Origin of the sequence: Bowmanella denitrificans, from assembly GCF_002887595.1 — a bacterium.
Classification (GTDB): domain Bacteria; phylum Pseudomonadota; class Gammaproteobacteria; order Enterobacterales; family Alteromonadaceae; genus Bowmanella; species Bowmanella denitrificans.
The window spans coordinates 133,552-159,733 of sequence record NZ_PEBU01000010.1 but is presented as its reverse complement, the minus strand read 5'-3'; the positions used below and the strand labels follow the sequence as shown (position 1 = coordinate 159,733).

Sequence of the window (26,182 nt, the reverse complement as noted above, 5' to 3'; positions counted from 1 at the left end):
CTGGTGCCACCTATGCTGGCGGCATATAGCAACATTGGCAAGTGCAGTATATGAACCGTCGGCAATTTATTCAGCGTTTCCTGCTTGGCACTGGTGTCCTGGCTGCCGCGGGTGGCGGCCTTTGGCTAAGCTCACAGCAGGTTAGCCGTGCGCAACTGAGTATGGAACTGGCGCTGGCCAAACTGGACAGCCTGCAACCCCAGCAGTTATCTGCGACGGGTGACTGGAACCTGTTTCAAATCTTCAGCCACTGTGCACAAAGCATTGAATATTCCCTTAGCGGTTTTCCAGAACATAAATCCCCGGTGTTTAAACATACCCTGGGTAAAGCCGCCTTTGCGGTATTTAGCGCCAGGGGTGAAATGGCCCACAGCCTGAGTGAGCCTATTCCCGGTGCGCCGACCATTGCCGCGCAAGGCGAGGTAAACAGCGCCATTCGCCGCTTCCGCCAGGCTATGCTGGCGTTTCAGGCCCACCAGGGGCCGCTGGCGCCGCATTTTGCTTATGGCGAACTGAGTAAGGCGGATTACGAAGTGGCGCATGTTATGCACTTTTATAACCACCTGGAAGAAGTGCAGGGCGTGGGCTAGGGTGAAGACGATTCTCGCTGGCCCCTGTGCCTATTTTGTATGTTTTACAATATTCACCGCGGAGACGCAGAGAACGCTGAGATTTCAAGGCCCTGGATTAAGAGATCTCCTGCTTTTCTCCGTGACCTCCGCGGCTCTGCGGTAAAAGTCGTTGTGCACCGCGGAGACGCAGAGAACGCTGAGATTTCATGGGCCTAGATTAAAAGCTCTCCTGTTTTCCTCCGTGACCTCTGCGGCTCTGCGGTGAATATGGAAGTGGAATAGCATCAGTGGTTTTGCGGTGAAAACACAGACAGAAAAGTTTGTAGTGGCCTGTAAAGGGGAACGGGGGATTGCACAGAATCTGTGGATAAAAGCACAGAAAAGACTAATATATGACCTAATAGCCAGTCAAAAATAGGTCGATACTGATGCATGCAGATTCAACAAGCAATACGGCTGCAGTGAGTTCAGCGGGTTTGGTGAATCCCAGAGCCCTGGCCGAGGGTATTGGTGTTACGGTTGAGCAATTGTCCAGGTATATGGATATTCCCATGCAGTCGCTAACCAAGCAGGTCAGGTTAAGCAGTCCGAAAGTACAAACCCGCTTAGTGGACGTTAAAGCCATTCTGACCAGAGTGCGCCCATGGTTTAATTCCGACCTGGAGGCCTGGGCCTGGTATGTCGGCAAACCCATTCCATCTTTAAATGGCCTGACCGCCGCCGAGACCATTAAGCTGTATGGGAATGACGGCGTATCTGCCGTGCAGGACTTTATTACTTCCAAGGAACTTGGCGGCTTTGAATGACAATCCCGACAGTAAGGAAACTGTTAAACAGCAAGCTCCCCGCCAAGCCATTTAAACAGGTGGTGTTTCGTGTCCACAATCCGCTGTGGTCATTCAGCCCCCTTAGTACAGCAGGTGCCGCCTTAACCGGTGGGCGTTTTAATCCCAAAGGACTGGACGCGTTTTATACCGCCTGTGACCTGATGACGGCCTACAGCGAAGTGGTTAAACCCACGGCCTCCGGCTTGATAGAACCTTTTACCCTATGTAGCTACCAGGTTGATCTGCCCCGGGTATTGGATTTTTCACAAGATGATGAGTTTTTTAAACAGAACTGGCGCATTCTGCAGGTAAAGAAGCAGCAATCCCGGGGGCAGTTGTTGGCGCGGATGGTTGTGGAAGAAAACCTGGCCAGCGGCATTCTGGTGCCATCTTATACCATGAAATCTGGCGTCAACCTGGTGATTTACCGATGGGATGCCAGCCAGGTCAGGCTTTATGATCCGGATGACCGCCTGAAGAAAATCTTTGGCGACAGATTTACCCTGGAGTAGAGCGAAAAGCCTTCTAATATTCACCGCCGAGACGCAGAGAACGCAGAGTTTTCAGTGGCATGGATTAAACGATCTCTTGCTTTTCTCTGTGATCTCCGCGGCTCTGCGGTGAAAACGCATCTGATTACTCAGCAACGGGCAGTAAGCGTTCAGTCAAAGACGCCAAACAAATTCAATATCACCATCAGAATCAGGCCAGTGCCGGAAACAACGTAGGAATACCAAAAAATCCTCGCCAGTATGCGGTCAAATAAGGTAGTGTTTTTTCTAAGTAACTCTGACTTAGCATATAACCCTGATAAAGGGCTGCTTTCGAGTTTCCTGCTCCAGCTTTTTGGCAGGGCAAGTGCCTGAGCAACATTCAGAATATCCCAGCCACTGGCAAACTCGACACCCAGTTGATCTTTAGTTTGTGGGTTCTTTCGTAGCTTGCGTACGGTAATCTGGCCAAATAGCACAAACAAAATGCAGGTAATAAATACCCCAAGCATTGAAAATGCAAATATCTGGTCGTTCATCATCTCAGTCCAGAAAAGTTATGTACGACTAGTCAAAAAAACCCAACGTATCAAGCAGCGCCAATAGCGCCATGGATAGCCCAGAGGTCATTAGCGAAATGTAAAACATCATGCCCACGACTTTATCCAGCTTGTTCGTATGCTGCTTAATAAGTGCAGCATTGGCATACAGAAAAGATATTTGGCTCTTACTGAGTTTTTCACTCCAGGAAGAAGGCAGAGTTAATGCTTGAGCAATGTTGATAATGTCCCAGCCACTCACATATTCCATGCCAAGTTCATTTTTGGTGATAGGATCTTTTCTCAGCTTTCTAACGGTAAGCTGACCAAAGATGACAAATAAAATTAAACTGAAAAAGCCTATGGCAGCAGCAACTGCCAAGAGCGACGATAAACTTGGCATCAAAGCCCCAACCATTTCATAATATCGTCATACCACCCGCCACTGTTTTCCTTCATCTGCCCATTTACCCAAATTGATGCACCAGCTGCGGCTCCTGCTACTGCGATTCCACCAATTATTAATCCAACCCAACCAACTGGAGTTGCAACTATGAGTATGCCTAAAGCTGTACTTCCAGCACTTACAACAGCCGTTCCTGTTAAGGCACTGGCAGCAAAACTACTCGATTCAATAAACAACTCACGCTCCCAATGGCCGCCGGCCTGATAGGTGTTATGCACATTGCCTACGCGGCTGCCAAAATCAATAACGGCCAGACCGTTGCCCAGTAGTTTGGCGTGCTTGGCCAGCTTCACCAGGTTATTGGCCTGAATCTGGCTGCTGACATTGAGTTTAGCCACATTGCGGCTGCTTCTGGCGATATTTGTTGCCCGGTTGGGATTGGAAAGCGGTGTTCCGCGGTTGGAGCGTACCTGCGCGGTGACGGCATTAAGTTCATTGCCGAATTGGCGCTGCATTGCCTGGTGGGCCATATGGGCTTTTTGTTTTAAGGCAGAGCGCAATGGAGAGCTGGTTTCAATGGCTTTTCGGTATTCCATCAGGGCCGCTTGATAATTTTGTACCGACTTGGCAAAGCCACCAATACGGTCGGCATAGACGCTGGTCGACGCCCCCATCAGGCCCACGTTGTATTCATGCAGTTTCGCCCTGATATCTGCCAGGGCCACCACATTATCGCCCCCCAAGGACAAAGACAGCCGGGTCAACTCTTCCGCCACCGGCTTGGGCGAAAGCTGATCAAGCATACTGCGGCTATGGCTGGCGTTATCCTCGTCCAGCAAATACGGCATATTGGCGGCCATCACATCGGGCCGCGCACAACTGACTGTAGAGATACGATCAATGCTGATACCGCATTGATACAGCAGGTTTTGAGGGTTTAAGGATTGGTTGCAAAGCAGAATCTGGCTCATAAGAACGTCCTTTTAAAGATGGTGTGTTTGTACTCCGACAGTATGAATATTAGTCAATGGATGTTGGGGTGACAAGGAATGGGGGAGGGGATGCAGAGCTTATTTATTAAGCTCTAATAGCTTCTTTTTAAATGTATGTATCAATTTTTGATGGGTGCCGTCATTGAAGCAATCCATATACCCTTTCTGACTTAGTTCCAACCATAGACTTAGTGCGGCTTTAAAACCGAACTTGTCCATTTCAGGATCTACACCTTGTAAGTACCGGTCTGGTTTCTCAATAAATTCATCAACATACCAGGTTGCTGTGTGAGTAAGAGCCAAGCCTGGAGACTCATAGTCATACTGCATTAGTTGAGTGCCATTGGTAACTTCCACTAACCAAGTCTGAGAAACATTTTTGCCAATGGGATGAAATCCATATTTGAATAATAGTGCACAGCAAGCTGCTAGGTAACCCCTGGACTTCCAATAACCCATAAGCCACTTTCCGCAGAAATGGTACCGATAAACTGGCCGCCCATTTATTTCAGCAATGGTTTCTTCCAATAGGATAATGCCGTCATATTGGTTGTTTTTTGCAGTCTCATACTGAGCATTCAACACATAGCAGAAAAACTTATCTTTTCTGTTCAAGAAATGTTGCAGAAAGTACTCAAAATCTTCGGGATGCTTATAAAAATCCTTAACCTCATAAATCGTCTCAGAAGCTCCTTCCAGCCAATCTTGGTTTACGCCAAACAGTAACGCTGCATCCTTGAGAATTTCTGGGGTTAGATGATTGGTCAGTTCCTCATCTGTCGCCAATTTTCCGATAGTTAAATCATGCCCAAAAAACCCAGTTATCTGATTTCGTTTTACGCCGTGTGACTCGAACAATGCAACGAAGCGCTGGGCAACAGTATAGGGTAAATGCGAAGTAGCTTGCTTAGTTCGACCTGTGAAATTCTTCACAACTTTAGGTGCGGCCTTTGCCACGCCCCATAGCGCCAGCACAATAGCAATACCCGCTGAAATTGCGCTAAGTACAGGTTCTGCTTGGGAAATCCATTTCACCAAATCGTGCATTTACATGCCCTTATTCTGAATTCGCAGTAGAAGATGGCAATCCGGCAGCCACATCCCTAAATGCAGCCAATGCCGCTTCCAGGTGGTCAATGATCTCCTGCTGCAATATGTCTGGCGGTGGAAGGTTGTCGAGGTTATCTAAGCTATCATCTTTTAGCCAAAAGATGTCCAAGCTGGCTTTGTCTCTCGCCACTAAGTCGGCATATTTGTAAAATTTAAATCGCTCAGATTCTTTCCTTGGCTGCATATGGTAGCAGTCGATAAAGTCCTTCAAATCGGCCAAAACCAAGGGACGTTGCTTTAGGGTAAAGTGTTTATTGGTTCGCAGGTCATAAAACCAGATACCCTTTGTATGAGTCTTGCCATCACGAGGCGCATTATCAAAGAACACCACATTGGCCTTTACACCATTGGCGTAAAAGATGCCGGTGGGCAGGCGCAAGATGGTATGTACGTTACAAGTCTCCAACCATTTACGGCGGATACGCTCACCTACGCCACCTTCAAATAATACGTTATCAGGCAGTACCACAGCTGCTTTGCCCGTATCTTTAAGCATGGTGACAATATGCTGTAAAAAGTTCAGCTGTTTGTTGGTGGTGGTAGCCCAAAAATCCTGTCGTTCATAGGTCAGCGTATCTTTATCTGTGCCGCCTTCAGCATTGGTGATGGTTAAGCTACTCTTTTTACCAAAGGGCGGGTTAGCTAGCACATAATCCACATACTGGCTTGGCTTGTTCAATAGCGCATCAGCCCGCTCTACTTCGGGTTCTCCATCAATACTGCCGATGTTATGCAGAAAGAGGTTCATCAAACATAAGCGGCGGGTAGAGGGAACGATTTCATTACCAAAAAAAGTGTTATCACGCAGAAAGCTGGCTTTGCTTTTATCCAGTTTGCTCTTAACTTCAACGCCCTGAGCCCCTTTATTGGGGTTCCAATGGGTATATTCCTTTTGAATCCAATCTGGGTCGCCGTAGGCAATCCAATCATGAGCGCTTAAAAAGAACCCACCCGTCCCACAAGCTGGATCGGCAATAGTCTTCTTAGGTTCTGGCTGTACACAGGCGACGATGGCATCAATTAACGGGCGAGGAGTAAAGTATTGGCCGGCGCCGCTTTTGGTATCTTCGGCGTTTTTCTGCAATAGGCCTTCATATAAGTCGCCTTTGGCGTCTATCTCCAAGCTGATCCAATTTTCTTCATCGATCATCTTGATAATGCGCGCCAACTTGGCGGGGTCGGGGATCTTATTTTCCGACTTATAGAAGATAGCGCCCAGCATACCCATCTCGCTGCCGAGTTCTTTGAGGGCCTTACGGTAATGGTTCTCCAGTTTCTCGCCAGTCTTATCCAGTAAGGTAATCCAACTATATTCCTGGGGTACTTTGGTATCGCGCTGGTAAGGAGGCTGGGCATATTCATGGGCCATTTTCAGGAATAGCAGATAGGTTAGCTGCTCCAGATAATCTCCATAACCTACGCCGTCATCGCGAAGGGTATGGCAATAGTTCCAAACTTTTTGTACTAAGGTTGCAGCATTCATCTCTTATCATCCAAATGTGGGACAGAACTTTTCTGCTCCACATACTTCTTTTGTGCGGTATCTATGGCCCGTTGCAGTCGCTCGTGCAGCAACTGGCGCTCGGGGAGTACGGTTAAATATTCGGCTACATGGATGCCAGTAGCATCCAACTGTAAAAGTTCAATTTGCTCGGTGCGCTTCTCGGCACAAAGAATAATTCCCAGTGGTGGTTCTTCATCTGGCTGACGTTCATGTTTGTCTAACCAACGCAGGTAAAGCTCCATCTGGCCCTTATACTGGGCTTTGAAAGCGCCAATCTTCAGGTCCACTGCCACCAACTGCTTAAGACGGCGATTATAAAACAGCAGGTCTATATAGAAATCTTCATCATCTATCTGGATGCGCTTTTGCCGGGCAATAAAGGTAAAGCCCGCACCTAGCTCTAACAGAAAGTTCTCAAGGTCGCGCAGAATAGCGTCTTCAAGATCTTTTTCAAGGTAATGATCCGTTAGTCCCAGAAAGTCCAACACATAAGGGTCTTTAAGTAGCAACTCAGTGGACAGCGCATCTTTTTGTGCTAGTTTCCCAAGCTCTTGTTTAATCAGCATTTCTGGCTGCTTAGATAAGGCGGTGCGCTGGTAAAGCATGGAGTCGATACGGCTGGCCAGCTCGCGAACGCTCCAACGCTCTATGCGGCACATTTGCGCGTAGAATTCTCGCTGAAGCGGCTCCTTTAGTGAAATGAGCTGCTTAAAATGACTCCAGCTTAATTGTCGCCACAGTGTGGCGACATTCTTCATTTCGGGAAAAGCTTCAGCAAATTGCATCATACGCCGCAGTTGTTTCTCCGAGAATCCGCTACCAAACTCCTGGGTCAATTGTCGCGCCAGTGTAGCGACGATTTGCTTACCGTACTCGGCCCGCTCGCCGCCAAGTACCTCTTGGTTAATGCGTTGGCCAATTTGCCAGTAAAGTTCGGTGAGGGTGGCATTAACAGCAACGGAAACCTGTTGCTTGGCTTCGTTGACTAGGGTGCGGAGTTCAGTTAGTAGTAATTGTGCAGGCTTATCTTTCACTATATGTCACCCAAGAGCATATCAATCCATGGATGAATTTTTTTGTCCCGATCATTTCGAAGCTTGTATCGCACAAAACCTATATATGTGGCGGGATTCCTTGGATTTAACCATTGTTTTAGCTTTCTCAGCTCTTCTTGAAAATTATGCTCGGCTTCTGGATTACCGTTTAGCTTCTCTACAAACCAGTATTTTGTATCCCTTAATATTGGACTTACAAGACTCCAACAGGAACGCCGCCCCTCATTTAGCCCTTGCTGATCCAAATGCAAAAGCCTTATGGAAAATCGTATTTTAACGTCTTCTTCAGTTCCTCTATCAAATCTCGAAAAAGGTCTTCCGTTTGAATCATAAGACAATAGTTGCCAATCGAGAGCTTTACAGGGGTCTAGCAAGACGGGAACTTCAAAACGTTCATTCTGAGCATCATATGCTCGTCGCTCTTCATGAACTAAGGGGAAGTAGTTCCACTTACCGCCTGCGGTGCCATCGAGATCCTTACGATATTCATTGCAATGTTCACAAGAGTAACGAAAGTTATCTAAATTGAAGGCCTTCCATTTGTACCCGTGGTGAACAGGGGCGATTTCCATAGCCACAATTCGAGAGCCGTCCTCAAGGAGACGACCTGTCTTCACTGTGCCTTTAGGCCGGTAGTGATCAACAGCATTATCACTACGATGAATAGTGCTTTCACAATACCAACAGCGCCTATTTGATGCTTCAGATAGACAGGCTTTAAGGACTCTCCAAACCTGACTTAGCTGCTCCGCTGTACGTTCACCATCCAACAACTGCCGACTTGCCTCTAACGCTCGCTCATCCCATCCCTCGGGTATTTCCAAGAATGTGTTGTCAATGTACCTCATGAATCTCGCTCCGAGAGCACAGCGGCAACAGCTTCACGAGCTATTCGCTCTCGTTCATCTGAGCTTAAAGATAATGCATGCCGAATTAGGGTTTGATATTCGTCATCATCAAATTTACTGGAAAGCAACTCAGTACGAATTTCTAAATATCGTTGATAGTCATCATCACGTTGATTAAGTTTGAATCTATCCTTATCTAACCAATCCTGGATTACTTTAAAGCGCAATTCCTGAAACTTCGTACGTATCTTTATGCTGGCCAATACTCGATATATTTCTAAACGCCTCTGAGTACGAGAATCAACAGAAGAAGGCAACCCAAACATATCGCTAGTGACTATGCCTGTGTAGCCCATTCCTCTTGGATCGAACTCTGGCAAGTGAGAAGTAATGCTTAGGTATTCGGGATCTCGATAAAGGATTTGTACTTGTTCTCTGGCAAGTTCTGCCACAGCCAAAGGATTGTGAGTATTCAGTACAATATGACTAGAACTTCCCCCCTTTCCTGAAGCGACGAACATCTTTAGGTATTTAAAGTAGTCGACACTCCATTGGGGGTTAAGGTGGGTATCTGGTTCATCCAATAGAAATAGACCTTCTTCCTCTGCTGTAAAGCGCAGTAATCCAAGTACAGTAAGTAATTGTTGCTCCCCTTCACTTAACTCCCTAAAGATAACGGTTCCATCATTATTTTTGAGCTTTACCCTAATGCGAACTTCTTCTATTAGTTCAGAGACATACGTACTTTCTAAATCCCTAAAAAACTCTCTTGGGGCCATATTCCCAACTAGTTCTCTAAGAGCATCACGGTCTTTTACATAAAGATATAGATACTCCAGCGTTGTCTTGTTCCACAGACTAGTTTGAGTGCGTCTCCTGATTCTGATAGGTGCCAGTGCCACATCATATAACCGACTCAAAAATTCCCTTACCACACCGCGGGAGTTCCAAAAACGAGGATCGCCGTCCTCTGCATTAGATTTCCAAGGAGGCTGATTTAAAACAAAAAGAACAGAATCAATACCAACTTCCGTATCAATACCAAAATGCTCTTCCAAAAACTCTTGCACAAAACTCTCTTGGTTCAGCATAAATGCCAATAGTGTAAACTGACTATGCACGGGCTTGGCATAGAACATCTTCCGCAAACCAGGATCTATGCCGTTTCTCAAATTATCATCATATCGTTCAAGGTACGGATAAAAGACATCATGCATCCTTTGGCTATGCCCTGAGTAGTAACCAAAAATATATGCTGGAAGGAAACTATCTCTATCTTGAATGAACCTAGAAAACTTAACTAACTGAAATTCATCACTATCTATTTCAGAAAATAAACTCGTCTGTAAAGCGCTATCTTCCTGTTTATTGGATAAGGCTTTATAGCTAATTTCATATTGTTCGCTGAGCTTGGTTGAACGATCAGGATCAGCATCAACAACAATTTCTTTGTTGTGGCAGAAATAGCGCAGCCTATAGGAAAATTCTGGCTTTTCAGGTTCTGAATGCTCACCGACAATCGTTGGTCTATTTTTTGGTTTACCTATTAAATCCCTGAAAATTGTTGCCAGGGCTTCCAAAACATTGGATTTTCCCGTGCCGTTCCAACCAATAACGACCGTTATCCATTCACCTTCATCAAAGTCGATGGTGACGTTTTTTAGGTTTTTAAACCGCTGTTTGTCACCTGGCTTGTCCGAGCCAATGGTTAGAGAGGCTAAACGCATAGTCCTTATTCGCCTTTTAGTTTGATCATGTCGTAGTTGCCGTGTCGCTCAACTTCCAGCCGACCTGCTTGGTCTAATCTTCGCAGTTCAGCATAAAGCTCTTCAATACGATCGGTATCTGTTCCATCAGTGACACCACAGGCTTTAAAGGCTTCTTGTGCATCCATCCAATCGTCTTTGTTTTTTAGTACATTTTCTAACTTGTCCATGATGGTTACTCGACTACCGGCTTTTTTTTTAGCGGCTTTAGGTTTTGACTTAGCCAGCTTGGCTCGCTCAGCGCGTTCGGCCTGTATCTTTTCTAGCAACACACTAGCGGGCTCATCATTGGGATCTTGCGGGACCAACTTACCGGCAAAGGCATCTTTTAGGATATTTTTCCTCTGAGCCAACAAAGTTCTTTGGGTTATTTCTGCTTCAGCGCTACTTTTTTGTATATTTTCAAATGCACTAAAGAGATCTCCTTCTACTTTGTAAATCTCATCTTTTGATGGCAATGGCACAGTGAACCCTTTCAGCTTTCCTTGCGATATATTTTTCATTGAAGCTTGGTTACCACTGGCAGCTGCCTCTATTTGTTGACGCCCCCATTGACTTCTAAGAAATTGTAATAACCAGTACTTTATTGAGTCTTCAATAAAATTAATTCTCAGGATTTTATCGCTGAGCATTATTTTTTTTGTGACCCTCTCAGCTATAACGCACGCACCAACAAGTTCTGTCGTATTTGCTCTGGAGAAAAGGAAGTCCCCTTGCTTAATCAATACGCTGTCGTTCTCATAATCTTTGCGAGTGCAGGTTTTACTCTCTAGTTCATCATATTCCCCCCATGTCACTGCGCTGACTTTAACAACACCATATTCATCATATACTGGGTGCCGTTCCAGGCATTTGAAACTTTTCCCCGCCTCAATGCTGCTTATCAGCATATCCAAACTGGCCCAAACCCAACCTTCAGGTAGTTCGGGTAACTCACTGGTATCTGGCTGCACGGGTTCAGGGTATTTATCCTGCCAGTTTTTCGGTGGTGTTTGGCCTTTGGCTTTAAACTCGGCGAGTTTTTGTGTTTCCCAGCGGCTGCGACGTTCTTTAAGGATACGCTCCAGCAATTGCTCGCCGGTTTCGGTGATGGTAACGGCATTTTCCTCGCGCCATTGCTCGGTTAAGCTGCCTTCTACCGCACTTTTTAGCAGCGACTGGCGATACTGAGTAAGTTTGGTTTGTGCGGCTTTTAGTTCTTCTACGCCGTTATCAAGATCGGATAGCAACTCTTCGAGTTTTTCAACTATGCGTGACTGCTCTCTATGCGGGCATATGCGAAAAGGGAGTTTCTCTAGAGCAGACTTGGTTAATTTTAATCTCGTAGTTCCAGATACAAAATCTGCATAATCTAGGATGTTTAGTTGATAGCATATGAACTTGTTGTTAACTAGATTTTTATGGCCTCGCAATATGTGGGCATGATTATTAACCCAGTACTTCCCAGCGACCAAATAAGCTTTATCCTTATATGGGTCCAAAAATGGGGCGCCATCTTCACCGAGTAAAACTGAGTCTTCATTGGAAAGGTAGTCATCAATCCAACCAACTTGGCCAGTGGCTCCATAATAAGGATATAGACTCTCTGTAGTTTTACCCTCAATTCTACTGTTACGCTCAGAATTATTAACCGGCTGACGTTCATAATCGTGAATGTCAATTGCTTCATATAACTGAACTTCAAACCACCCCCGTGGCAACGCTTCTAACTTCTCACTCACGCCACCAACTCCTGATTAATCTCATTCATAATGCTATCTAATTCATGTTCAAAAAGGCCCCAGGCCTTTTGTAGGCCGCCTTTATCGGCAAAGGGGCTGTAGTCAAAATCATCGCGCTCAATTCCTGCATTGGCAGCAATGTGGTCTTTTATTAAGCGCAACCATTCGGTTTGTTCCGGCGTAAATACGGCTTTGCGCTGGGCGTTATGGCGGAAGATCCATTGCTTAAATTTGCTGTCTACCTGCTCTGCAAAAGGTTTTAGTTCGCTATCGAGGCCTATGGCAAATTTTACCAACGCGAGGATATCGGTCAGCTGGCGCTTTTGGTTTTGGCCTTTGGTCTTATCCGGTTGAATACGGCTGTAGGCGTTCCACAGTCTTTCTGTGGTTAACATTAACGGCGGTTGTTGTAGCTGTTGGTGCAGCGCTTCAATCATGTCGTAGGTTAATGTTCGGCGCTGGTAGGGCTGCTGATAGAAAAAGCTTAGGGCCTGAATTTCGTCTTTATGCTGTTCGATAAAGCTACGGAAGTCTTGCACGGCTTGCTCGGCATTGGCGACAGCTTGTTCGCTAAAATCCGAGACGAGCAGCTCATCGAGATTAATATGGTCGATAAGCTGCTCTCTTTCCCGCCGCGCATTGGCGACCTGTTCGCGTAGTTTGGGATTATCAAAAGGCGCACAAGCTTGGCTAACCAGTTGGTCACGCGCGGTTTGCCGCTCTTGCTCGGTCAAAGTCTCTTCGCCTCTGGTGATACCGGCGGCTTTAGTATTGGCTAAGGCTTGTTGATTAATGGCATCTGGATCGATGGCTAACAGCAAGCTTTTTGCTAATTGCTGAACACTGTGGCCGGTAATATTCTCAATTTTGCTTAAGGCTTTTGTATCGGCTTGTTTGGTCAGGCGAATTAAACGGTTGGCCAGGGTTTGTATGGTGTCATTGTCCCGATGCCCCATAGCAACACCTTGGAGTAAGTCTTTAAGTGGCAAGCTGGGGTTGGCTTCTAAAGAGCGGCTTTCGGTTTTAAGTGACTTTTCCACTCCTACAGCATCAATCAGAATAAAACGGTCTTTGGCATTGGTGGCGCTTTTACTGATGCGGTGCAGCTCCTCAAAACTTAAACTGCGTACCCCGCGGCCTTTCATTTGTTCGTAGTAGCCTTTGCTACGCACATCACGCATAAACAGCAGTACTTCTAGCGGCTTTACGTCGGTGCCTGTGGCAATCATATCAACAGTAACGGCAATACGCGGGTTAAATTCATTGCGAAAATCACTGAGCACGGCGTCTGGGTCTTTGGCGCCATAAGTAACCTTTTGGCAAAAGTCGTTCCCTTGGCCGTAGACCTCGCGCACCATTTGGATAATGTCATCGGCGTGGCTGTCGGTTTTGGCGAAGATTAAGGTCTTTGGTACCTCTGCCCTATTTGGGAAGATTTTGCTTTCCACGGCTTCTTTCATGGCCTGGATCACCTTACGGATTTGGCTTTTGTTTACCACGGAACGATCTAATTCCTTAGCGCTGTAATTGGTTTCCTCTTCCGTTTGCGCCCAGCGTTTTTTGCGGGTGAGTTTATCTCGATGATCTACCCATTCCTTAGCCTTTAACTTCTCACCGGCCTGGGTAATTTTGGTATCAATCTCATATACGTCGTACCCAACGTTGACTCCATCCAACACCGAATCTTCATAGCTGTATTCGGCCACGATGTTTTCGTTAAAAAAGCCGTAGGTGCGTTTATCTGGTGTCGCAGTTAAACCAATCAGGAAGGCATCAAAGTAATCCAGTACTTGCTTCCACAGGTTGTAAATGGAGCGGTGGCATTCGTCGATAATAATAAAATCAAAGGTTTCAATGGGCACTGCGGGGTTGTACTGCACGAACTTTTGCTGCTTGGTACTTTGCTTGACTTCAAACAGTGATGCATCTTCAGCGCTTTCATCAATGGGCTGACCGCTTAGAATAGAATACATGCGCTGAATAGTGCAGATACAAACCTCGGCTGCACTGTCGACGGTATTGCTGTTTAGGCGCTGTACGATATGGCTTTCGTGAAAAAAGCTCTCTTTACCTTTGGGTTTAAAAGCGTGAAATTCCTGCTGCGCCTGCTTGCCTAAGTTGCGGGTATCAACCAGAAACAAAATACGCTTGGCGCCACCGTGATTTAGTAGCCGATACACGGCATTGATGGCGGTAAAAGTTTTACCTGCGCCGGTCGCCATGTGAATTAGAGAACGAGGACGGTTTTCGGCTAGTGATTTTTCTAACCCTTTAATGGCCGATACTTGGCAATCGCGCAACCCTTCGATATCTAATTCTGGCATGGCGCTAAACAGCTTATGGCGGGTCGATTCAGGTTCGTTGTACCAGCGCAGTAAGGTTTCTGGCTTGAAAAAGTAAAAGATTTCGCGCGAGCGCGGGGCAGGATCGCGCAAATCTGTAAACTGAATCATCTGGCTAGTGGCCTGAAACAAAAAAGGCTTAGGCTTGTGTTCCGGAAAATGCTTTAACTTACTGGTCGCGTATCTTAGTGTTTGCGATTCGGCGGCCGTTAATATGCTCTGGTCTTTTTTAGCTTCCATCACCCCGACGGGGATACGGTTTACAAACAGAATGTAATCCGCCGGACCGCTATCTGTTGGATATTCCCGTACGGCTACGCCTAGCGACTCCCCCAAGTTAGTATTCGGCCAGGTCTGAACAGCCCAACCTGCTTGCTTTAACTGCTCGTCGATAGACAATCTGGCTTTGGTTTCTGGTTTGAGTCCGTCGATTTCCATGGCTCAATGCTTCCTTAGATCTCAAAAAACTCTTCGTCGATTTTCTTTAACGACAACACCTGTTCTTCGCGACAACCGATGTTGTAGCGTAGCATTAGCTTGGCGAGTTCGTTGCCGTTAATCAGCACAATACGGCTGCCTAGATCTTTGGCGGTTTGGGTGGCCGATTGGGTAAAATCCGAGGTAGTAATGAATATACCTTTCTGGGCTTTTTTTAAGTTAAGTGCGCCGAAAAAGTCGCGTATATCCCCGGCGCTAACGTTGTTGCCTTCTGCATAGCGCTTGGCTTGAAGATAAATCTGATCCACCCCCAACGGGTCTTGGTTGATGACCCCATCTACGCCGTTATCACCAGTTCGACCTAACGCATGAGCTGCACCTTCACCACTGCCACCGTAGCCCATGGCTAGCAGGAGTTCGACTAACAGATGTTCAAAAAACGCTGGCGTGACTTTGCGCGTGCGTTCCAATAACTCTGATATCAGGGCTTGATTAATAAGTTTAAACGCAGCTCTTAAGGCTTCATCAGGGGTGATTTCTTGATCAGCTTCGCTAGCTGTTTGCCCCGATCCTGGTTCATTCTTAGTTGCTAGAAATGTTTGGAATTCTTCAAATTGCTTTAAGTAATCAGCATCTATGCAAGCGTTGCTTTCTTCAAGAGCTAGTAGCCCTCTTGCTGAAATCTGAAAATGCCCGCGTCTGGTTGCTTCAAGTAAGCCCGCTTTGGCTAGATAGGTTTTGGCCCAACCAACGCGGTTTGCTAATACAGTTTGTTTGCCGCTTGGAAGAAGCTCAGACTTTTCTTCCTCTGACAAACCAAGCGTATTAGCCAATTCTTCAATCACTTGGCTCAGTTTAACCTCGCCTGAACGTGCGGATTCCAGGATAGGGCGCATCAATGCCTGATAGTTTGGAATCATTCCCTAAAGCCTTTGTTATTGTTTTGCTGACAAATGGAATATACCTGCTTTGATTTGAACTTTCAGCGTTTACGTGCGGGATTAAATTACGAGTGATGGCAATGCTATCAGTTCCTGGCTTCTGATAACTAAACATCTGCTGGAACATCCTAATGTCTTAGTGTTTTTGCACCCACCGGGACTTAGCAGTGGAGTAAAGCTTCACTTATGTGCTCCTTGAATCTGTCGAAACAAAAGCCATATTCGGCTCAAGCTGGAATGGGCGGGAGTTGGTCAGAAATGCACTTCAATCTTCATGTTGAATATGCTTTAAGGTATTGTTTTATATAAGTATTGCTTCATTTTTGAGTGCAAGTAAATCAGGTGGGAATATCGCTTCAAGTAACTCCAAGTGATGAGCCGAATAATCGATTTATTCGGCTCATCACAGACAGACAGCCAGCCAGTCTAACCGCTACAGAATCAGACCTAATCTCCCTCAGCGTGACGTCGTCTATTATTCACCGCCGAGACGCAGAGAACGCAGAGTTTTCAAGGCCCTGGATTAAGAGATCTCCTGTATTTCTCCGTGCCCTCGGCGACTCTGCGGTGAAGAAGTATTCTCTTCGTGACACTTCTTTTCTTCGTGGTGATATGAGGTGTTTTGTTTGAAAAGCTATTGACCACGAAGGTCACGAAGAACACGAAGGGGTAAAAAGCCATTGTGCACCGCCGAGGCGCGACAGAACACTTATTTTTCAATAATATAGAGTGGAAGATCTCCTGTTTTTCTCCGTGCTCTCGGAGGCTCTGCGGTGAACGTATTCCCCAGCGGGAAAGCTTAAATCAAGGGCGGCGGTTAATGGCCGGTTCGTCATAGAAAGCATCCAAAGAGTGTTCCTTCAGCTTATTTAATCTGTCTTTGCGCTCCCGGCGTTGGCTGACCGATTCGCCGAATACTTCCTGATGAACGGATTCAATAAGGTGGGTTGCTTCGTCACGGCTAACCAGGCCGAGAAATTCCCCGGCATGCAGAAAGCCTTCTGCTCTGTGTTTATTGATATCGTCAGGCTTACCAGCCTTGGTAAGTTCATACACTTTGCGGATTCGGGTCTGGCATTCGGCTAAAAAGGCATGCTTGTCCATTGGCTGCTCCTGGTGATTTTCAGTGAATTTAGCATGCAAGGCTCAAATTCAGTAGCCTGTGCCTTTATTGAAGTAGACTGCACCCGGCGGACTGAGGTGCTTACTACTGTGGGTTGGAATTGATTCCAACTAGAGTCTGACCGAGGTCAGACCTACACCCGCCAGGGCGGATTCAGGCGATTTTCACCGGCGTGGAAGAGTTTGATTTTATTGCCTGCCGGGTCATGCAGTATGGCTTCACGCCATAGGTAGCGCATATCCTGGGGCGGCTGGTCAAACTTAATGCCGCGACGCTGCAGGGTGGCGACCTGGTTGTCGAGGTCGTCCGATTCAAAATAGATCACCGACTGGTTTTGCACCGGCTCGGCCTGCAGGGCCAGCGAGAAGGTGCTGTCGCCCTGCGGGCAGCTAAAGCGGGCGTAGTGCGGGGTATCGACTATTTGTGTCATACCCAGTTGCAGGTAGAAATCAACGGCGGCCTGCATATCGGTGACAGGTAAGGTAATTTGGTTAAGGTTCATCGCTTGTCCTTATTGGTAGTGGTTGCGCTGGGCCGGAATGTCACTGTGGTACTGTACAAATTCCACTTCGTAGCCATCGGCATCGATAAAATACACATTGCTGCGGTACGGGCTGTTGCCACCTTTGATGGGGGCAAAACCTGCGGCCTGCAGGCGGTCGATTAGGGCGTCGAGGTTGTCGGTAACAAAGGCAAAATGCGCCAGGCCGACATCGTTGCTGTTTAAATCGCGATTGCGCTGCTGGCCGTTGTCATTCAGAGCCAGGTAGTTGTAATCGTCACCAAAGTGCAGCCAGTTGCGCTCGGTGCCATACCAGTTCTGATGGCCGCCGCCACGCACCCGCCAGTGGGGAAAGGCGGCCTGATAGAAGGCCAGCGCCTTGTCCATATTGCTTACCACCAGATTTAAATGTTCCAGATGAATCATGTTGTAATCCTCCTGCTGTGCCAGTTTGGAAATAGCATAAAACCTTAAGCAAAGTTGAGGTAAAGGCTTGATTAAATCAATTAAACAAATGCTTTTGATAGTTTTTCTGGATTGATATTGGCCTGCGGCCTTATGTAGTTGGTGCCGTTTCTGTTGGTAGGCGCAGAAAAGTGCGGAATTTCACACTTTTATGCGCATAAAAGTGTGTTTTATTACATTTTTATGCGCATAAAAGTGTATAGTTAGCCTATGGGGAAATGATTTGAGGCGGCAAATTATGCATCGGACACTACTATCTGCCTTGTTAACCTGGAAAAAACGGACAGAGCGAAAACCGCTATTAATAGATGGTGCCCGTCAGACAGGTAAAACCTATTTGCTACAAAGGCTGCTGGGCAGCCAATTTGAGCATGTATTACGAATTGATTTCCTGGAGACGCCAAGTATGGCGGAAGCCTTCTCTGGTTCTCTGACGCCAGAGGACGTGATTTCGAACATAGAGCTGCTTACTGGGGAAACATTCAATATGAACAAGGATCTGCTGATCCTTGATGAAATCGGTGAATGCGCCAGGGCCGTTACCGCGCTTAAATATTTCGCCGAAAAAGCCCCGCAAATGTATGTGGCCGCCAGTGGCTCTAATATTGGTCTGCTTGACGCTTTCCCTGTAGGTAAAGTAGAGCAGCACAACTTACGCCCACTGACATTTCGGGAGTTTCTGATTGCTGCCGATGAACCGGCACAACTTAAAGCCTATGATGCAGCGGTGAACTCAACGGCTGCACATACCAAGTTGTTTGACCAATTAACCGACTATTACTTTACCGGAGGAATGCCGGAGGCGGTTGCTATGTGGTTTGCCCTGGCAGACAAGAGCATACTCGAGCGAGTGAAAGCCGTTTCGGGCATTCATGCCAATCTGGTCTCTGGTTACCTGCGAGACTTCGGCAAATACTCTGGAAAAACAGATGCCAGCCTTATCGAGGCAGTATTCAGGAGTGTACCCTCACAGCTATCCAGTGTGTTGGATGAGTCAGTTAAACGTTTTCGCTTTAAAGATGTGCATCAACGTAAATCTCGCTACCAGGAATTTGAAGGCGCCATTGCCTGGCTGGAAAAATGTCGACTGGTGCTAAAAAACTATCCCATCGATGGCAAACCTCGCAGTCCTCTCGCTGCTTACCTTAAAGACAACAAAGTGAAATTATTCATGTTTGATATCGGGCTGCTGAATCATATGCTGGGCACCAGCTACAAAGAGATTAAGCAGCAGGGGTACGAATACAAGGGATATATTGCAGAAAACTTCGTGCAACAAGAGTTAGCCGCCTATGGTATCGAACCCTCATTTTCCTGGCAGGACGCCAGGGCGGAAATAGAATTTATTGTGGCGGACCATGACGGCCACATTATTCCCATTGAGGTAAAAAGTGGTAAACGAACACAAGCCAGATCGCTTAATTCGTATATTGAAAAATGCCAGCCACTGAAAAGCATCAAACTAACCGGTACCAGGGGCTCATCGCCATTGGAACAACAAAATATTGTTATGCCGCTGTATTATACCGAGCATGTTATTCGCCGCCATCTGCGCAACGGTTAACAGGGCTAGGTTGTCAGCGGTATCCACTTAGCTTATTGGGATGTCAGTTCGGCCTGCACCTTTTCGATGCTGTCGATAATCTGCAGAAAGTGCTGGCCAAACTCGGTGAACTGATACTCCACTCTGGGCGGGCTCTCGGGGTAAATCTGTTTATGTAATATCCCAAAGCGGGTGAGTTTGACCAGGCGCTCGTTCAGCACTTTGGTGGTCAGGCCGTCCACTTCCCTTTGCATGGCACCGGGGCGGTTAATGCCCTGCCGAATCAGGCTAAGCACCGTTAATGACCATTTGCAGCCGACAATGCTTTCCACCATGGCATGCACGGTCATATTTGTCTGAACTTTTTTTTCTTTATTAATCAAAAAGATGCTCCATTTGGTAAGTGGCTTACCGGTTTGTACCTGCTGTTTTTCCCTGGCAATGGGGCGTGTAATAGCCAGGCTTTTAACCACAGGAGAATACCATGAAAAGCACTGCCATTTTCTACCATGCGGGTTGCCCGGTGTGTGTTGACGCCGAGCAAAATCTGGCCGCCGCGTTGGATCCAAATCGTATTGATGTTGAGATTGTGCACTTTGGCGAACAGCCACAGCGCCTCAACGAAGCTGAACAGCAGGGGGTTAAGTCGGTACCTGCCTTAGTGCTGGACGGTCAGGTCTTTCATATTAATTTTGGTGCGTCGCTGAGCGATCTGCGTTAGTGGCCATGGCGGCGACTCAGGTTGCCGCCTTAATTTTATTAAGGAAGTGCAATGCAAGTTCTGGTTTATGATACCCATGTGCATACCAAAAGCGGCGCGTACTATCATTTTGACGTGCTGGTGACTGAAGATGCCCGCCACCGGGCGGGGCAATTTGCCGATGCGTATTTACGCGATATTGGCGTGCACGAGGCCGAGATTAGTCAGCAGCGCTGCGATTTTTGTCATACTGAAATGGCCAACACCGCGGTGCGGTCCAGTATTGAACAACAGGGCTTTGCCATTATTCCCATGCAAGGCTGCCCGTCAGGAGACTAAACAGCTGCCTCCGCAGTGAATTGGCCCTTTTGAACACTCTGTGTGCTCTGTGTCTCTGTGGTTATCTACAAATTTGTTCAGATCAATGTCACCACAGAGACACAGAGGTCACGGAGAAGAGCAAGAGATTAAACTAAATTATTGAAATGTATAGATTTTATATGTCACGGTGATGAGTGCAGATGCCTTCGCTGTGAATTAGCCCTTTTGAACACTCTGTGCGCTCTGTGCCTCTGTGGTTATTTATAAATTTGTTCAGGTCAATGTCACCACAGAGACACTGAGGTCACGGAGAAGAGCAGGAGATCTTTTAATCTAGGGCCTTGAATTCTCTGCGCTCTCTGCGTCTCGGCGGTGCATAATCTGACATTCATGGTGAGAGTAAAAAGCAGGATAAACTGATGAAAACCCCGACCAACAAGAGCATTGCCTGCGCTGTGCATGATTATATCGAAGTGGCCTGTTTATATGGCTACCGGCTGGAACTATGGCTGCTTAACGGCAGCCAGCGTAGCGGTGTGGCGCTGACCACCCGTACCCAGGCTGGTAGTGAATGGCTGGTGCTGGAAGACGGCAGTGGCAATTTTGAGCTGGAACTTAACCAGATTGCCCGCATACGGGCGCTGACTGACAACCAGTATTTTACTGAGCTGGATGTCCAGCCGGGGCACTGCAACCTTTAATTGGTCTTGGCCGGAGTGGGGGGCTTAACCTGGTAGTACTGAGGGTGTTCGGCAGCAAACTGGTGAATCACCGCCTCAAATTTACCGGCGGCAAAGGCCTTTTCCGCCTTGGCGCGAATATGATTGACCTGTCCGGCGTGACGGGACTGCATGGACAAGCCAAAATACACAATGCGGTTCAGTTCATGGGTAAAAGGCTGGACCTGAATATGCTCTTTCAGCCCGGGGTCGCTGGCAAAAATAGCAGTGAGATTCTCCATACTGCTGATAACGGTATCCACCCGACCGGCCAACAGCAGTTTGTAGGCATGATGTACGTCGTTTAATGTCACCTTCTGCAGGCTGTTGTCCTGATCAAACTGATCGAAGTAATAGGTTGCTTCTGATACGGCAATCAACCTGTCGTGCAGATCGGTATATTTTTCAATGGGTTTGGCGTCGTTGCGGGTGGCAAAGATATAGGCGGTGTCTTTACGCATGGGTAGCAAATGCAAAAAGTGCCGACGTTCCTCGCGATCCAGAATGCCGGCAATAACATCGGCACTGCCCTGCTCGATGCGTTTCATGCAATGGGCGAAGTTGGGCTCGGTAACAAATTGCAGTTCCATGTCCAGCTCTTCGGCCAGTTGCGCCAGGGCGGCAACATGTTCGCCCTTAGGTGGGGTTTCCAGCATCTGATAAGGCGGGAATTCATCCAGACAGGCAACCAATGCGCCCCGGCCATCACTGGCAAAAGCAGCCAGGGGCAAGATCAGCAGCAGGAAAAAACGCATCAAGGCAGGCTCCAGACAACAATAAGCTTCCAGACTATCACAAGTATGGCCTGGGAGAAGCCTGGTTAATTATCCACCACTTTTGTGCTGTTTATTAACTGTAAACATTGCTGTATAGGCGCGACCAGCAGGGGGCTGAGGTCAATGGCATTGGAAAAATGCGCAATACTGTTGCTGGTAGCCAGGGCCTGCAAACCGGCTTCCAGCAGCATTTGTGCTGCGCCTTCGGCAAAAATACCATGCACTGCGGCACATTCCTGTTGCTCAATACCCGCTTTATTCAGGGCCTGCATACATTGCAGTATGGTCTGGCCGCTGGAGATCACATCGTCAATCATCACGGCGGTGCGCCCTGCGTAGGCACTGAGGTCTGGCAGCTGAATTTGTACGTCGCGATCACCGTTACGCTGCTTTTCACCAATCACAAAGGGGTGGCCGCAGAGCCCGGCAATACCAGCTACCCACTGCTCGCTTTCGGCGTCTGGCCCGACTAACAGCAAATTGTCCCGTCCTTTCAGCCACTGGGCCAATGCCGGGGCGCCCTGTACCACCTGGCTGGGCACGCTGTAGATTTGGTCGAGGCTGTGATAACGGTGCAGATGTGGGTCGACCGTAACCAGATAGTCCATATGTCTGGATAAGGCGCCAGCAAAAATTTTCGACGTCAGGGCTTCGCCCTGGTTAAAGCGGATATCCTGGCGCATATAGCTTAAATAGGGGGCCATTACCCCCACCGAGGCGGCACCGAATTCGCGCAGGGTGTCCAGCAGAAAAATCAGCGGCAGGTATTTGTCATTGGGGTGCACCAGGTCGACCAGCACCAGCACGTCTTTACCCGTTACGTCGCTGTTAATCCGCAAATAGGATTCGCCGTCTGGAAAATCGCGCCTTTCCAGACGCCCCGATTCCGCCCCTAACTGCTGGGCAAGGGGGGTATGTAACGGGTGTGGCGTCAGGCTGAACAGCACCAGTGCACGACCTAAACTCATAGGGGCTCCTCAATACAAAATACATCGCGGTTTTCGCGGTAATACTCCAGGGCGTACTCTTGTTCGCCTTGGCTGTCACTGTACAAAGTAAACAGCGGCTGGCCAATCACAATTCTGTCACCCACTTCCACATGCAAACGCAGCCCGGCGGCTTTGTCTTGTGGCGCACCGGCCAGCTTGGCCAGCCTGGCCAGGCGGCGATTATCTATGCTGCTTAATACACCATGACGGCTGCTGTTTTGCTGGTGTTGGTAGGGGGCAACGGGCAATTCGCGCATACCGCCCTGGGCAGCCACAATCATCTTAAACTGGCCCCAGGCCCGGCCGGACTCGAGGATCTCGGTGGCCTGTAACAGGGCGGCTTCCAGGCCGCAATTCTGTGCCAAATCCAGTAAATGTGAGGCCAGCAGTAAAGAGCGGTGACGTAAATCTCTGGGCGCGTCGGCCTGGCATTGTAAAACCGCCAGTAAATCCCGCGCTTCTTCCAGCGGGCCGATACCATGGCCAATGGGGCGACTGCCATCGGTGATTACGCAGCGTACATAAATGCCACAGGCTTCGCCCACTTCGGTAAACAGCGCGGCCAGCCTGTCGGCTTGCTGACGGTTACGTACCTTGGCGGTGTCGCCGACCGGAATATCGATCACCACATGGGTGGAACCGGCGGCGATTTTCTTCGACAGCACCGACGCAATTAATTGGCCTTCGCCGTCTAAATCCAGGGCCCGCTCTATGCGAATTAACAGATCATCGGCCGGGCTTAAATTTACCGCGCCGCCCCAGGCCAGACAGGCACCGGTTTGTGCGACCACGCGTTGAATCTCTTCCAGCCGCAGGTCGACATTGGTCAGCACTTCCATGGTGTCGGCTGTGCCCGCTGGCGAGGTAATGGCCCGGGAAGAGGTTTTAGGCAGGGTCAGACCGGCAGCGCTGGCTATGGACACCACAATGGGAGTGGTGCGATTTCCCGGGATGCCGCCGATACAATGTTTGTCATAAATTTGCCGTTCACCGGCCCAGCTCAGGCGTTTGCCACAGGCGACCATGGCCTGCGTCAGGCTGGTGATTTCATCCAGATTCAAACGACTGCCCGCGCAGACGCTGAGAAAGCTGGCGATTTCGATATCGCTGTAACGGTGGGCGGCAATATCCACCACAATGTCACGCATTTCACTGCTGCTCAGGGCATGGCCGAAGACTTTTTTTCTGACCGCGCTCATAGACTGCAGAATCGGCGCATGGGCAATGCACAGGGCGTCACCCTGCTCGGCGCGCAGTCGCAGCGCGGCGATATTCGACAGCCCCACCGAGCCCGGCGGCAGAACATGCTGTTCCACCACATTCAGGGTCGCCACCAACATGTGGCTGCCGTGGGTAACTAATACTCTGCTGCTGGCATTAAAGCCTTCCGCCTTGCACACGTGACAATCCTGGCGCATATACACCACGGGTTCCTGGTGGGTGTCGATGCCCATTCGTACGGCATTCAGGCTGTGTACGGTTTCCATATTTATGTTCCAAGTGCGACAAGCGCTGCCAGATTCATTCCGGCAGGCTAATACACTGAGGATAGAAGCTGCTTGATCCCAATCAAGTGGGGTTGGCTTAAAGCATCTTTTTCAGGGTGCGATCTTTTACCACCAGATGGTGATACAAAGCGGCGCTGGCATGGCCCAGAATCAGCATCCAAACCAGCCAGGCTCCGCCAATGTCCTTGTGGATCAAGTCCATCACATCCTCATAAGCGGCGTATTCCACCCCCAGCAATGACATTAACGCTGGCATCATGGCGGTATCTTCAAATTTAGGGATATCAAACAAGAAGAAAAACTCGGTATTGGCGCCGGTGCCGGTATAGCCGGTAAATACCATAATAAAAATCATCGCATACAGCAGCCAATGGCCCCAGTGGGCGGCTTTAACCTGCCAGGCTGGGCCCGGGCAGATCCGTGGTTGGGTATTGGTCAGGCGCCAAATCAACCGTAATACCAGTAATACCCCTATGGTCACGCCCACCGACAGGTGTAGCTGCAGGGCGGTCCAGTTTTCCGGGGTTTGCCTCTCGGTAAACCACTGGCGGTAATACACCGCACAATAGGAGGCTAAAAATAACAGGGCAGTGCCCCAGTGCAGCCATTTGGCAATGCGGCCGTAGTCTTTATCGCTATTGGTTAACGCCATGCTCTTTGCTTGTTGTTTCAGGTTCTGGCAGGCTATATTGCCGCTCTCACCCGTTGCAGTAAAGCCTTATGAAAACCTGTGCTTTTTTATCCATGGACAGCCTCGAAGGCTACTTTGTTTATGACGACTTGCTGTATGCACCCATGGCCGTCAAAGGTTGGCATGTGGAGCGGGTGTCCTGGCGGGCAAAAGACGTTGACTGGGCGCGCTTTGATGTGGTGGTGATCCGCAGCCCCTGGGATTACCAGCAGGATGCCGGGGCTTTTTTGCGCTGCCTGGAAGGTATTGATGCTTCAGGGGCGATGTTGGTCAACTCGTTGGCACTGGTACGCTGGAATATTAACAAAGGTTACTTACGCGATATCCAACAGCGGGGTATCGCCATCGTGCCCAGTTTGTGGCGTGATGACTTTCATCTGGCCGACTGTCACAGCGCGTTTGAGCATTTTGCTTGTGACGAACTGATTATTAAGCCGCTGGTCAGCGCCAATGCAGACGACACTTACCGGCTAATTCGACAAAGGCTGCAAGACCAGGCCGCACTGCTGGCTGAACGTTTTGCCGGTCGTGCTCATGTAATACAACCATTTGTACCGGCTATTTTGCAGGAAGGTGAGTATTCACTATTTTTCTTCGGCACCGAGTACAGTCATTGTATTGTTAAGCGGCCCAAGGCGGGAGATTTTCGCGTGCAGGAGGAACATGGCGGTTATCTGCAAGCGGTTGAACCCGAACCGGCCTTGCTGGAACTGGCCCGGCAAACCCTGGCGGCCTTGCCCGAGCCCACCTTGTATGCGCGGCTGGATTATGTGCGTCTGGCAGACGGCTTTGCGGTGATGGAACTGGAGCTGATTGAGCCTTCGTTGTATTTCAATATGGACGCTGCTTCACCCCAGCGCTTTGTGGATGCCTTTGTTGCCCGCTTCGGCTGAACTTTCACCACGACCCTGCGGTAAAGAATTTGTTTACCACAGAGACACAGAGGACACGGAGAAGAGCTGGAGATTTTTAATCTATGCATTTGAAAACTCTTCATTCTCGGCACTGAGACGCAGTGGTGCTGAGAAAAGCTCGCAGCGGAAAAATACCTTCAACCACTCTGTGTGCTCTGTGCCTCTGTGGTTATTTATAAACTTGATCAGATCAATGTCACCACAGAGGCACAGAGGTCACGGAGAAGAGCAGGGGATTAAACTAACTTATTGAAATAAAGTATTTTTTTGGTCTCGACTGTGAGTGCAAAAGTCCTCTCGCTAGGATACTACCCTCAAAAACTCTGTGTGCTCTGTGCCTCTGTGGTTATTTATAAACTTGATCAGATCAATGTCACCA

27 protein-coding genes are annotated in these 26,182 nt (G+C 48.3%); 8 read left to right on the top strand and 19 right to left on the bottom strand.

The genetic code is table 11. The features are described 5' to 3' along the window. Positions 1–50 precede the first annotated feature (50 nt). From CSR04_RS17850 to CSR04_RS17840, 3 genes are all read left to right on the top strand, one after another. Positions 51–590 (top strand): DUF1569 domain-containing protein, encoded by a 540-nt coding sequence (locus CSR04_RS17850; protein ID WP_102797676.1) that lies wholly within the window; start codon positions 51–53, stop codon positions 588–590. 410 nt (positions 591–1,000) lie between these two features. Then, a complete protein-coding gene (locus CSR04_RS17845; RefSeq protein ID WP_102797675.1) occupies positions 1,001–1,378 on the top strand; it encodes a hypothetical protein in 378 nt (125 codons plus the stop codon). Beyond that, complete coding sequence (locus CSR04_RS17840; protein ID WP_102797674.1) at positions 1,375–1,911, top strand: RES family NAD+ phosphorylase; 537 nt, start codon at positions 1,375–1,377, stop codon at positions 1,909–1,911. The genes CSR04_RS17845 and CSR04_RS17840 overlap by 4 nt, the downstream gene beginning before the upstream one ends. A 149-nt stretch (positions 1,912–2,060) precedes the next feature. Here CSR04_RS17840 and CSR04_RS17835 read toward each other — a convergent pair whose 3' ends face one another. From CSR04_RS17835 to CSR04_RS17770, 14 genes are all read right to left on the bottom strand, one after another. Further along, complete coding sequence (locus tag CSR04_RS17835) at positions 2,061–2,432, bottom strand: hypothetical protein (RefSeq protein ID WP_102797673.1); 372 nt, start codon at positions 2,430–2,432, stop codon at positions 2,061–2,063. A gap of 25 nt (positions 2,433–2,457) precedes the next feature. Beyond that, the gene (locus tag CSR04_RS17830; protein WP_102797742.1) at positions 2,458–2,832 is read right to left on the bottom strand and encodes a hypothetical protein; all 375 of its coding nucleotides are present in this window, start codon (positions 2,830–2,832) and stop codon (positions 2,458–2,460) included. Further along, a complete protein-coding gene (locus CSR04_RS17825; protein ID WP_102797672.1) occupies positions 2,832–3,806 on the bottom strand; it encodes a hypothetical protein in 975 nt (324 codons plus the stop codon). Before CSR04_RS17825 ends, CSR04_RS17830 begins: the two co-directional genes overlap by 1 nt. A 99-nt stretch (positions 3,807–3,905) precedes the next feature. Further along, positions 3,906–4,874 (bottom strand): hypothetical protein, encoded by a 969-nt coding sequence (locus CSR04_RS17820; RefSeq protein WP_102797671.1) that lies wholly within the window; start codon positions 4,872–4,874, stop codon positions 3,906–3,908. Positions 4,875–4,884: 10 nt separating this feature from the next. Next, positions 4,885–6,420 carry a class I SAM-dependent DNA methyltransferase gene (locus CSR04_RS17815; protein WP_102797670.1) on the bottom strand — a complete coding sequence of 512 codons (1,536 nt, stop codon included), beginning with the start codon at positions 6,418–6,420 and terminating at the stop codon, positions 4,885–4,887. Then, on the bottom strand, positions 6,417–7,475 hold the full coding sequence (locus CSR04_RS17810; protein WP_245921720.1) for a PDDEXK nuclease domain-containing protein: 1,059 nt from the start codon (positions 7,473–7,475) through the stop codon (positions 6,417–6,419). Before CSR04_RS17810 ends, CSR04_RS17815 begins: the two co-directional genes overlap by 4 nt. Continuing rightward, positions 7,475–8,344, bottom strand: coding sequence for an HNH endonuclease family protein (locus CSR04_RS17805; RefSeq protein ID WP_102797668.1), 870 nt, complete (start codon positions 8,342–8,344; stop codon positions 7,475–7,477). The genes CSR04_RS17810 and CSR04_RS17805 overlap by 1 nt, the downstream gene beginning before the upstream one ends. Continuing rightward, positions 8,341–10,071, bottom strand: a complete 1,731-nt coding sequence (locus CSR04_RS17800) for an AAA family ATPase (protein WP_102797667.1) — start codon at positions 10,069–10,071, stop codon at positions 8,341–8,343. The genes CSR04_RS17805 and CSR04_RS17800 overlap by 4 nt, the downstream gene beginning before the upstream one ends. Positions 10,072–10,076: 5 nt before the next feature. After that, positions 10,077–11,831 carry a restriction endonuclease subunit S gene (locus CSR04_RS17795; protein ID WP_102797666.1) on the bottom strand — a complete coding sequence of 585 codons (1,755 nt, stop codon included), beginning with the start codon at positions 11,829–11,831 and terminating at the stop codon, positions 10,077–10,079. Next, on the bottom strand, positions 11,828–14,611 hold the full coding sequence (locus tag CSR04_RS17790; protein ID WP_102797665.1) for a type I restriction endonuclease subunit R: 2,784 nt from the start codon (positions 14,609–14,611) through the stop codon (positions 11,828–11,830). The genes CSR04_RS17795 and CSR04_RS17790 overlap by 4 nt, the downstream gene beginning before the upstream one ends. Positions 14,612–14,625: 14 nt before the next feature. After that, positions 14,626–15,531, bottom strand: a complete 906-nt coding sequence (locus CSR04_RS17785; RefSeq protein ID WP_102797664.1) for a restriction endonuclease — start codon at positions 15,529–15,531, stop codon at positions 14,626–14,628. Positions 15,532–16,356: 825 nt separating this feature from the next. Next, positions 16,357–16,656, bottom strand: a complete 300-nt coding sequence (locus CSR04_RS17780; protein ID WP_102797663.1) for a hypothetical protein — start codon at positions 16,654–16,656, stop codon at positions 16,357–16,359. Between the two features lie 152 nt (positions 16,657–16,808). Then, a complete protein-coding gene (locus CSR04_RS17775; protein ID WP_102797662.1) occupies positions 16,809–17,177 on the bottom strand; it encodes a VOC family protein in 369 nt (122 codons plus the stop codon). 9 nt (positions 17,178–17,186) lie between these two features. After that, complete coding sequence (locus tag CSR04_RS17770) at positions 17,187–17,603, bottom strand: VOC family protein (RefSeq protein ID WP_102797661.1); 417 nt, start codon at positions 17,601–17,603, stop codon at positions 17,187–17,189. A 277-nt stretch (positions 17,604–17,880) separates the two neighbouring features. Here CSR04_RS17770 and CSR04_RS17765 point away from each other — a divergent pair, with 277 nt between their 5' ends. Beyond that, positions 17,881–19,206: an ATP-binding protein gene (locus CSR04_RS17765; RefSeq protein WP_102797660.1), complete on the top strand. Its 1,326-nt coding sequence runs from the start codon at positions 17,881–17,883 to the stop codon at positions 19,204–19,206. Between the two features lie 32 nt (positions 19,207–19,238). Here the strand turns inward: CSR04_RS17765 and CSR04_RS17760 are convergent, their stop codons facing one another. Next, complete coding sequence (locus CSR04_RS17760; protein WP_216362591.1) at positions 19,239–19,520, bottom strand: winged helix-turn-helix transcriptional regulator; 282 nt, start codon at positions 19,518–19,520, stop codon at positions 19,239–19,241. A 149-nt stretch (positions 19,521–19,669) separates the two neighbouring features. Between CSR04_RS17760 and CSR04_RS17755 the strand changes: the two genes are divergently transcribed. The 3 genes from CSR04_RS17755 to CSR04_RS17745 all read left to right on the top strand — a co-directional run bounded on the left by CSR04_RS17755 (position 19,670) and on the right by CSR04_RS17745 (position 20,907). After that, the gene (locus tag CSR04_RS17755) at positions 19,670–19,906 is read left to right on the top strand and encodes a thioredoxin family protein (RefSeq protein ID WP_102797659.1); all 237 of its coding nucleotides are present in this window, start codon (positions 19,670–19,672) and stop codon (positions 19,904–19,906) included. Between the two features lie 51 nt (positions 19,907–19,957). Further along, positions 19,958–20,224: a DUF2024 family protein gene (locus CSR04_RS17750; protein ID WP_102797658.1), complete on the top strand. Its 267-nt coding sequence runs from the start codon at positions 19,958–19,960 to the stop codon at positions 20,222–20,224. A gap of 401 nt (positions 20,225–20,625) precedes the next feature. After that, positions 20,626–20,907, top strand: a complete 282-nt coding sequence (locus CSR04_RS17745; RefSeq protein ID WP_102797657.1) for a Rho-binding antiterminator — start codon at positions 20,626–20,628, stop codon at positions 20,905–20,907. Here CSR04_RS17745 and CSR04_RS17740 read toward each other — a convergent pair. The 4 genes from CSR04_RS17740 to CSR04_RS17725 all read right to left on the bottom strand — a co-directional run bounded on the left by CSR04_RS17740 (position 20,904) and on the right by CSR04_RS17725 (position 24,850). Beyond that, complete coding sequence (locus tag CSR04_RS17740) at positions 20,904–21,680, bottom strand: substrate-binding periplasmic protein (protein ID WP_102797656.1); 777 nt, start codon at positions 21,678–21,680, stop codon at positions 20,904–20,906. The genes CSR04_RS17745 and CSR04_RS17740 overlap by 4 nt on opposite strands. A 65-nt stretch (positions 21,681–21,745) precedes the next feature. Beyond that, the gene (locus CSR04_RS17735; RefSeq protein WP_102797655.1) at positions 21,746–22,669 is read right to left on the bottom strand and encodes a ribose-phosphate diphosphokinase; all 924 of its coding nucleotides are present in this window, start codon (positions 22,667–22,669) and stop codon (positions 21,746–21,748) included. After that, positions 22,666–24,177 carry a thymidine phosphorylase family protein gene (locus tag CSR04_RS17730; RefSeq protein ID WP_102797654.1) on the bottom strand — a complete coding sequence of 504 codons (1,512 nt, stop codon included), beginning with the start codon at positions 24,175–24,177 and terminating at the stop codon, positions 22,666–22,668. The genes CSR04_RS17735 and CSR04_RS17730 overlap by 4 nt, the downstream gene beginning before the upstream one ends. A 97-nt stretch (positions 24,178–24,274) precedes the next feature. Then, positions 24,275–24,850, bottom strand: a complete 576-nt coding sequence (locus tag CSR04_RS17725) for a cytochrome b (protein ID WP_102797653.1) — start codon at positions 24,848–24,850, stop codon at positions 24,275–24,277. Between the two features lie 68 nt (positions 24,851–24,918). On the opposite strand from CSR04_RS17725, the gene CSR04_RS17720 reads away from it, so the two are divergent. Then, a complete protein-coding gene (locus tag CSR04_RS17720) occupies positions 24,919–25,782 on the top strand; it encodes an ATP-grasp domain-containing protein (RefSeq protein ID WP_102797652.1) in 864 nt (287 codons plus the stop codon). Positions 25,783–26,182: the final 400 nt, after the last annotated feature.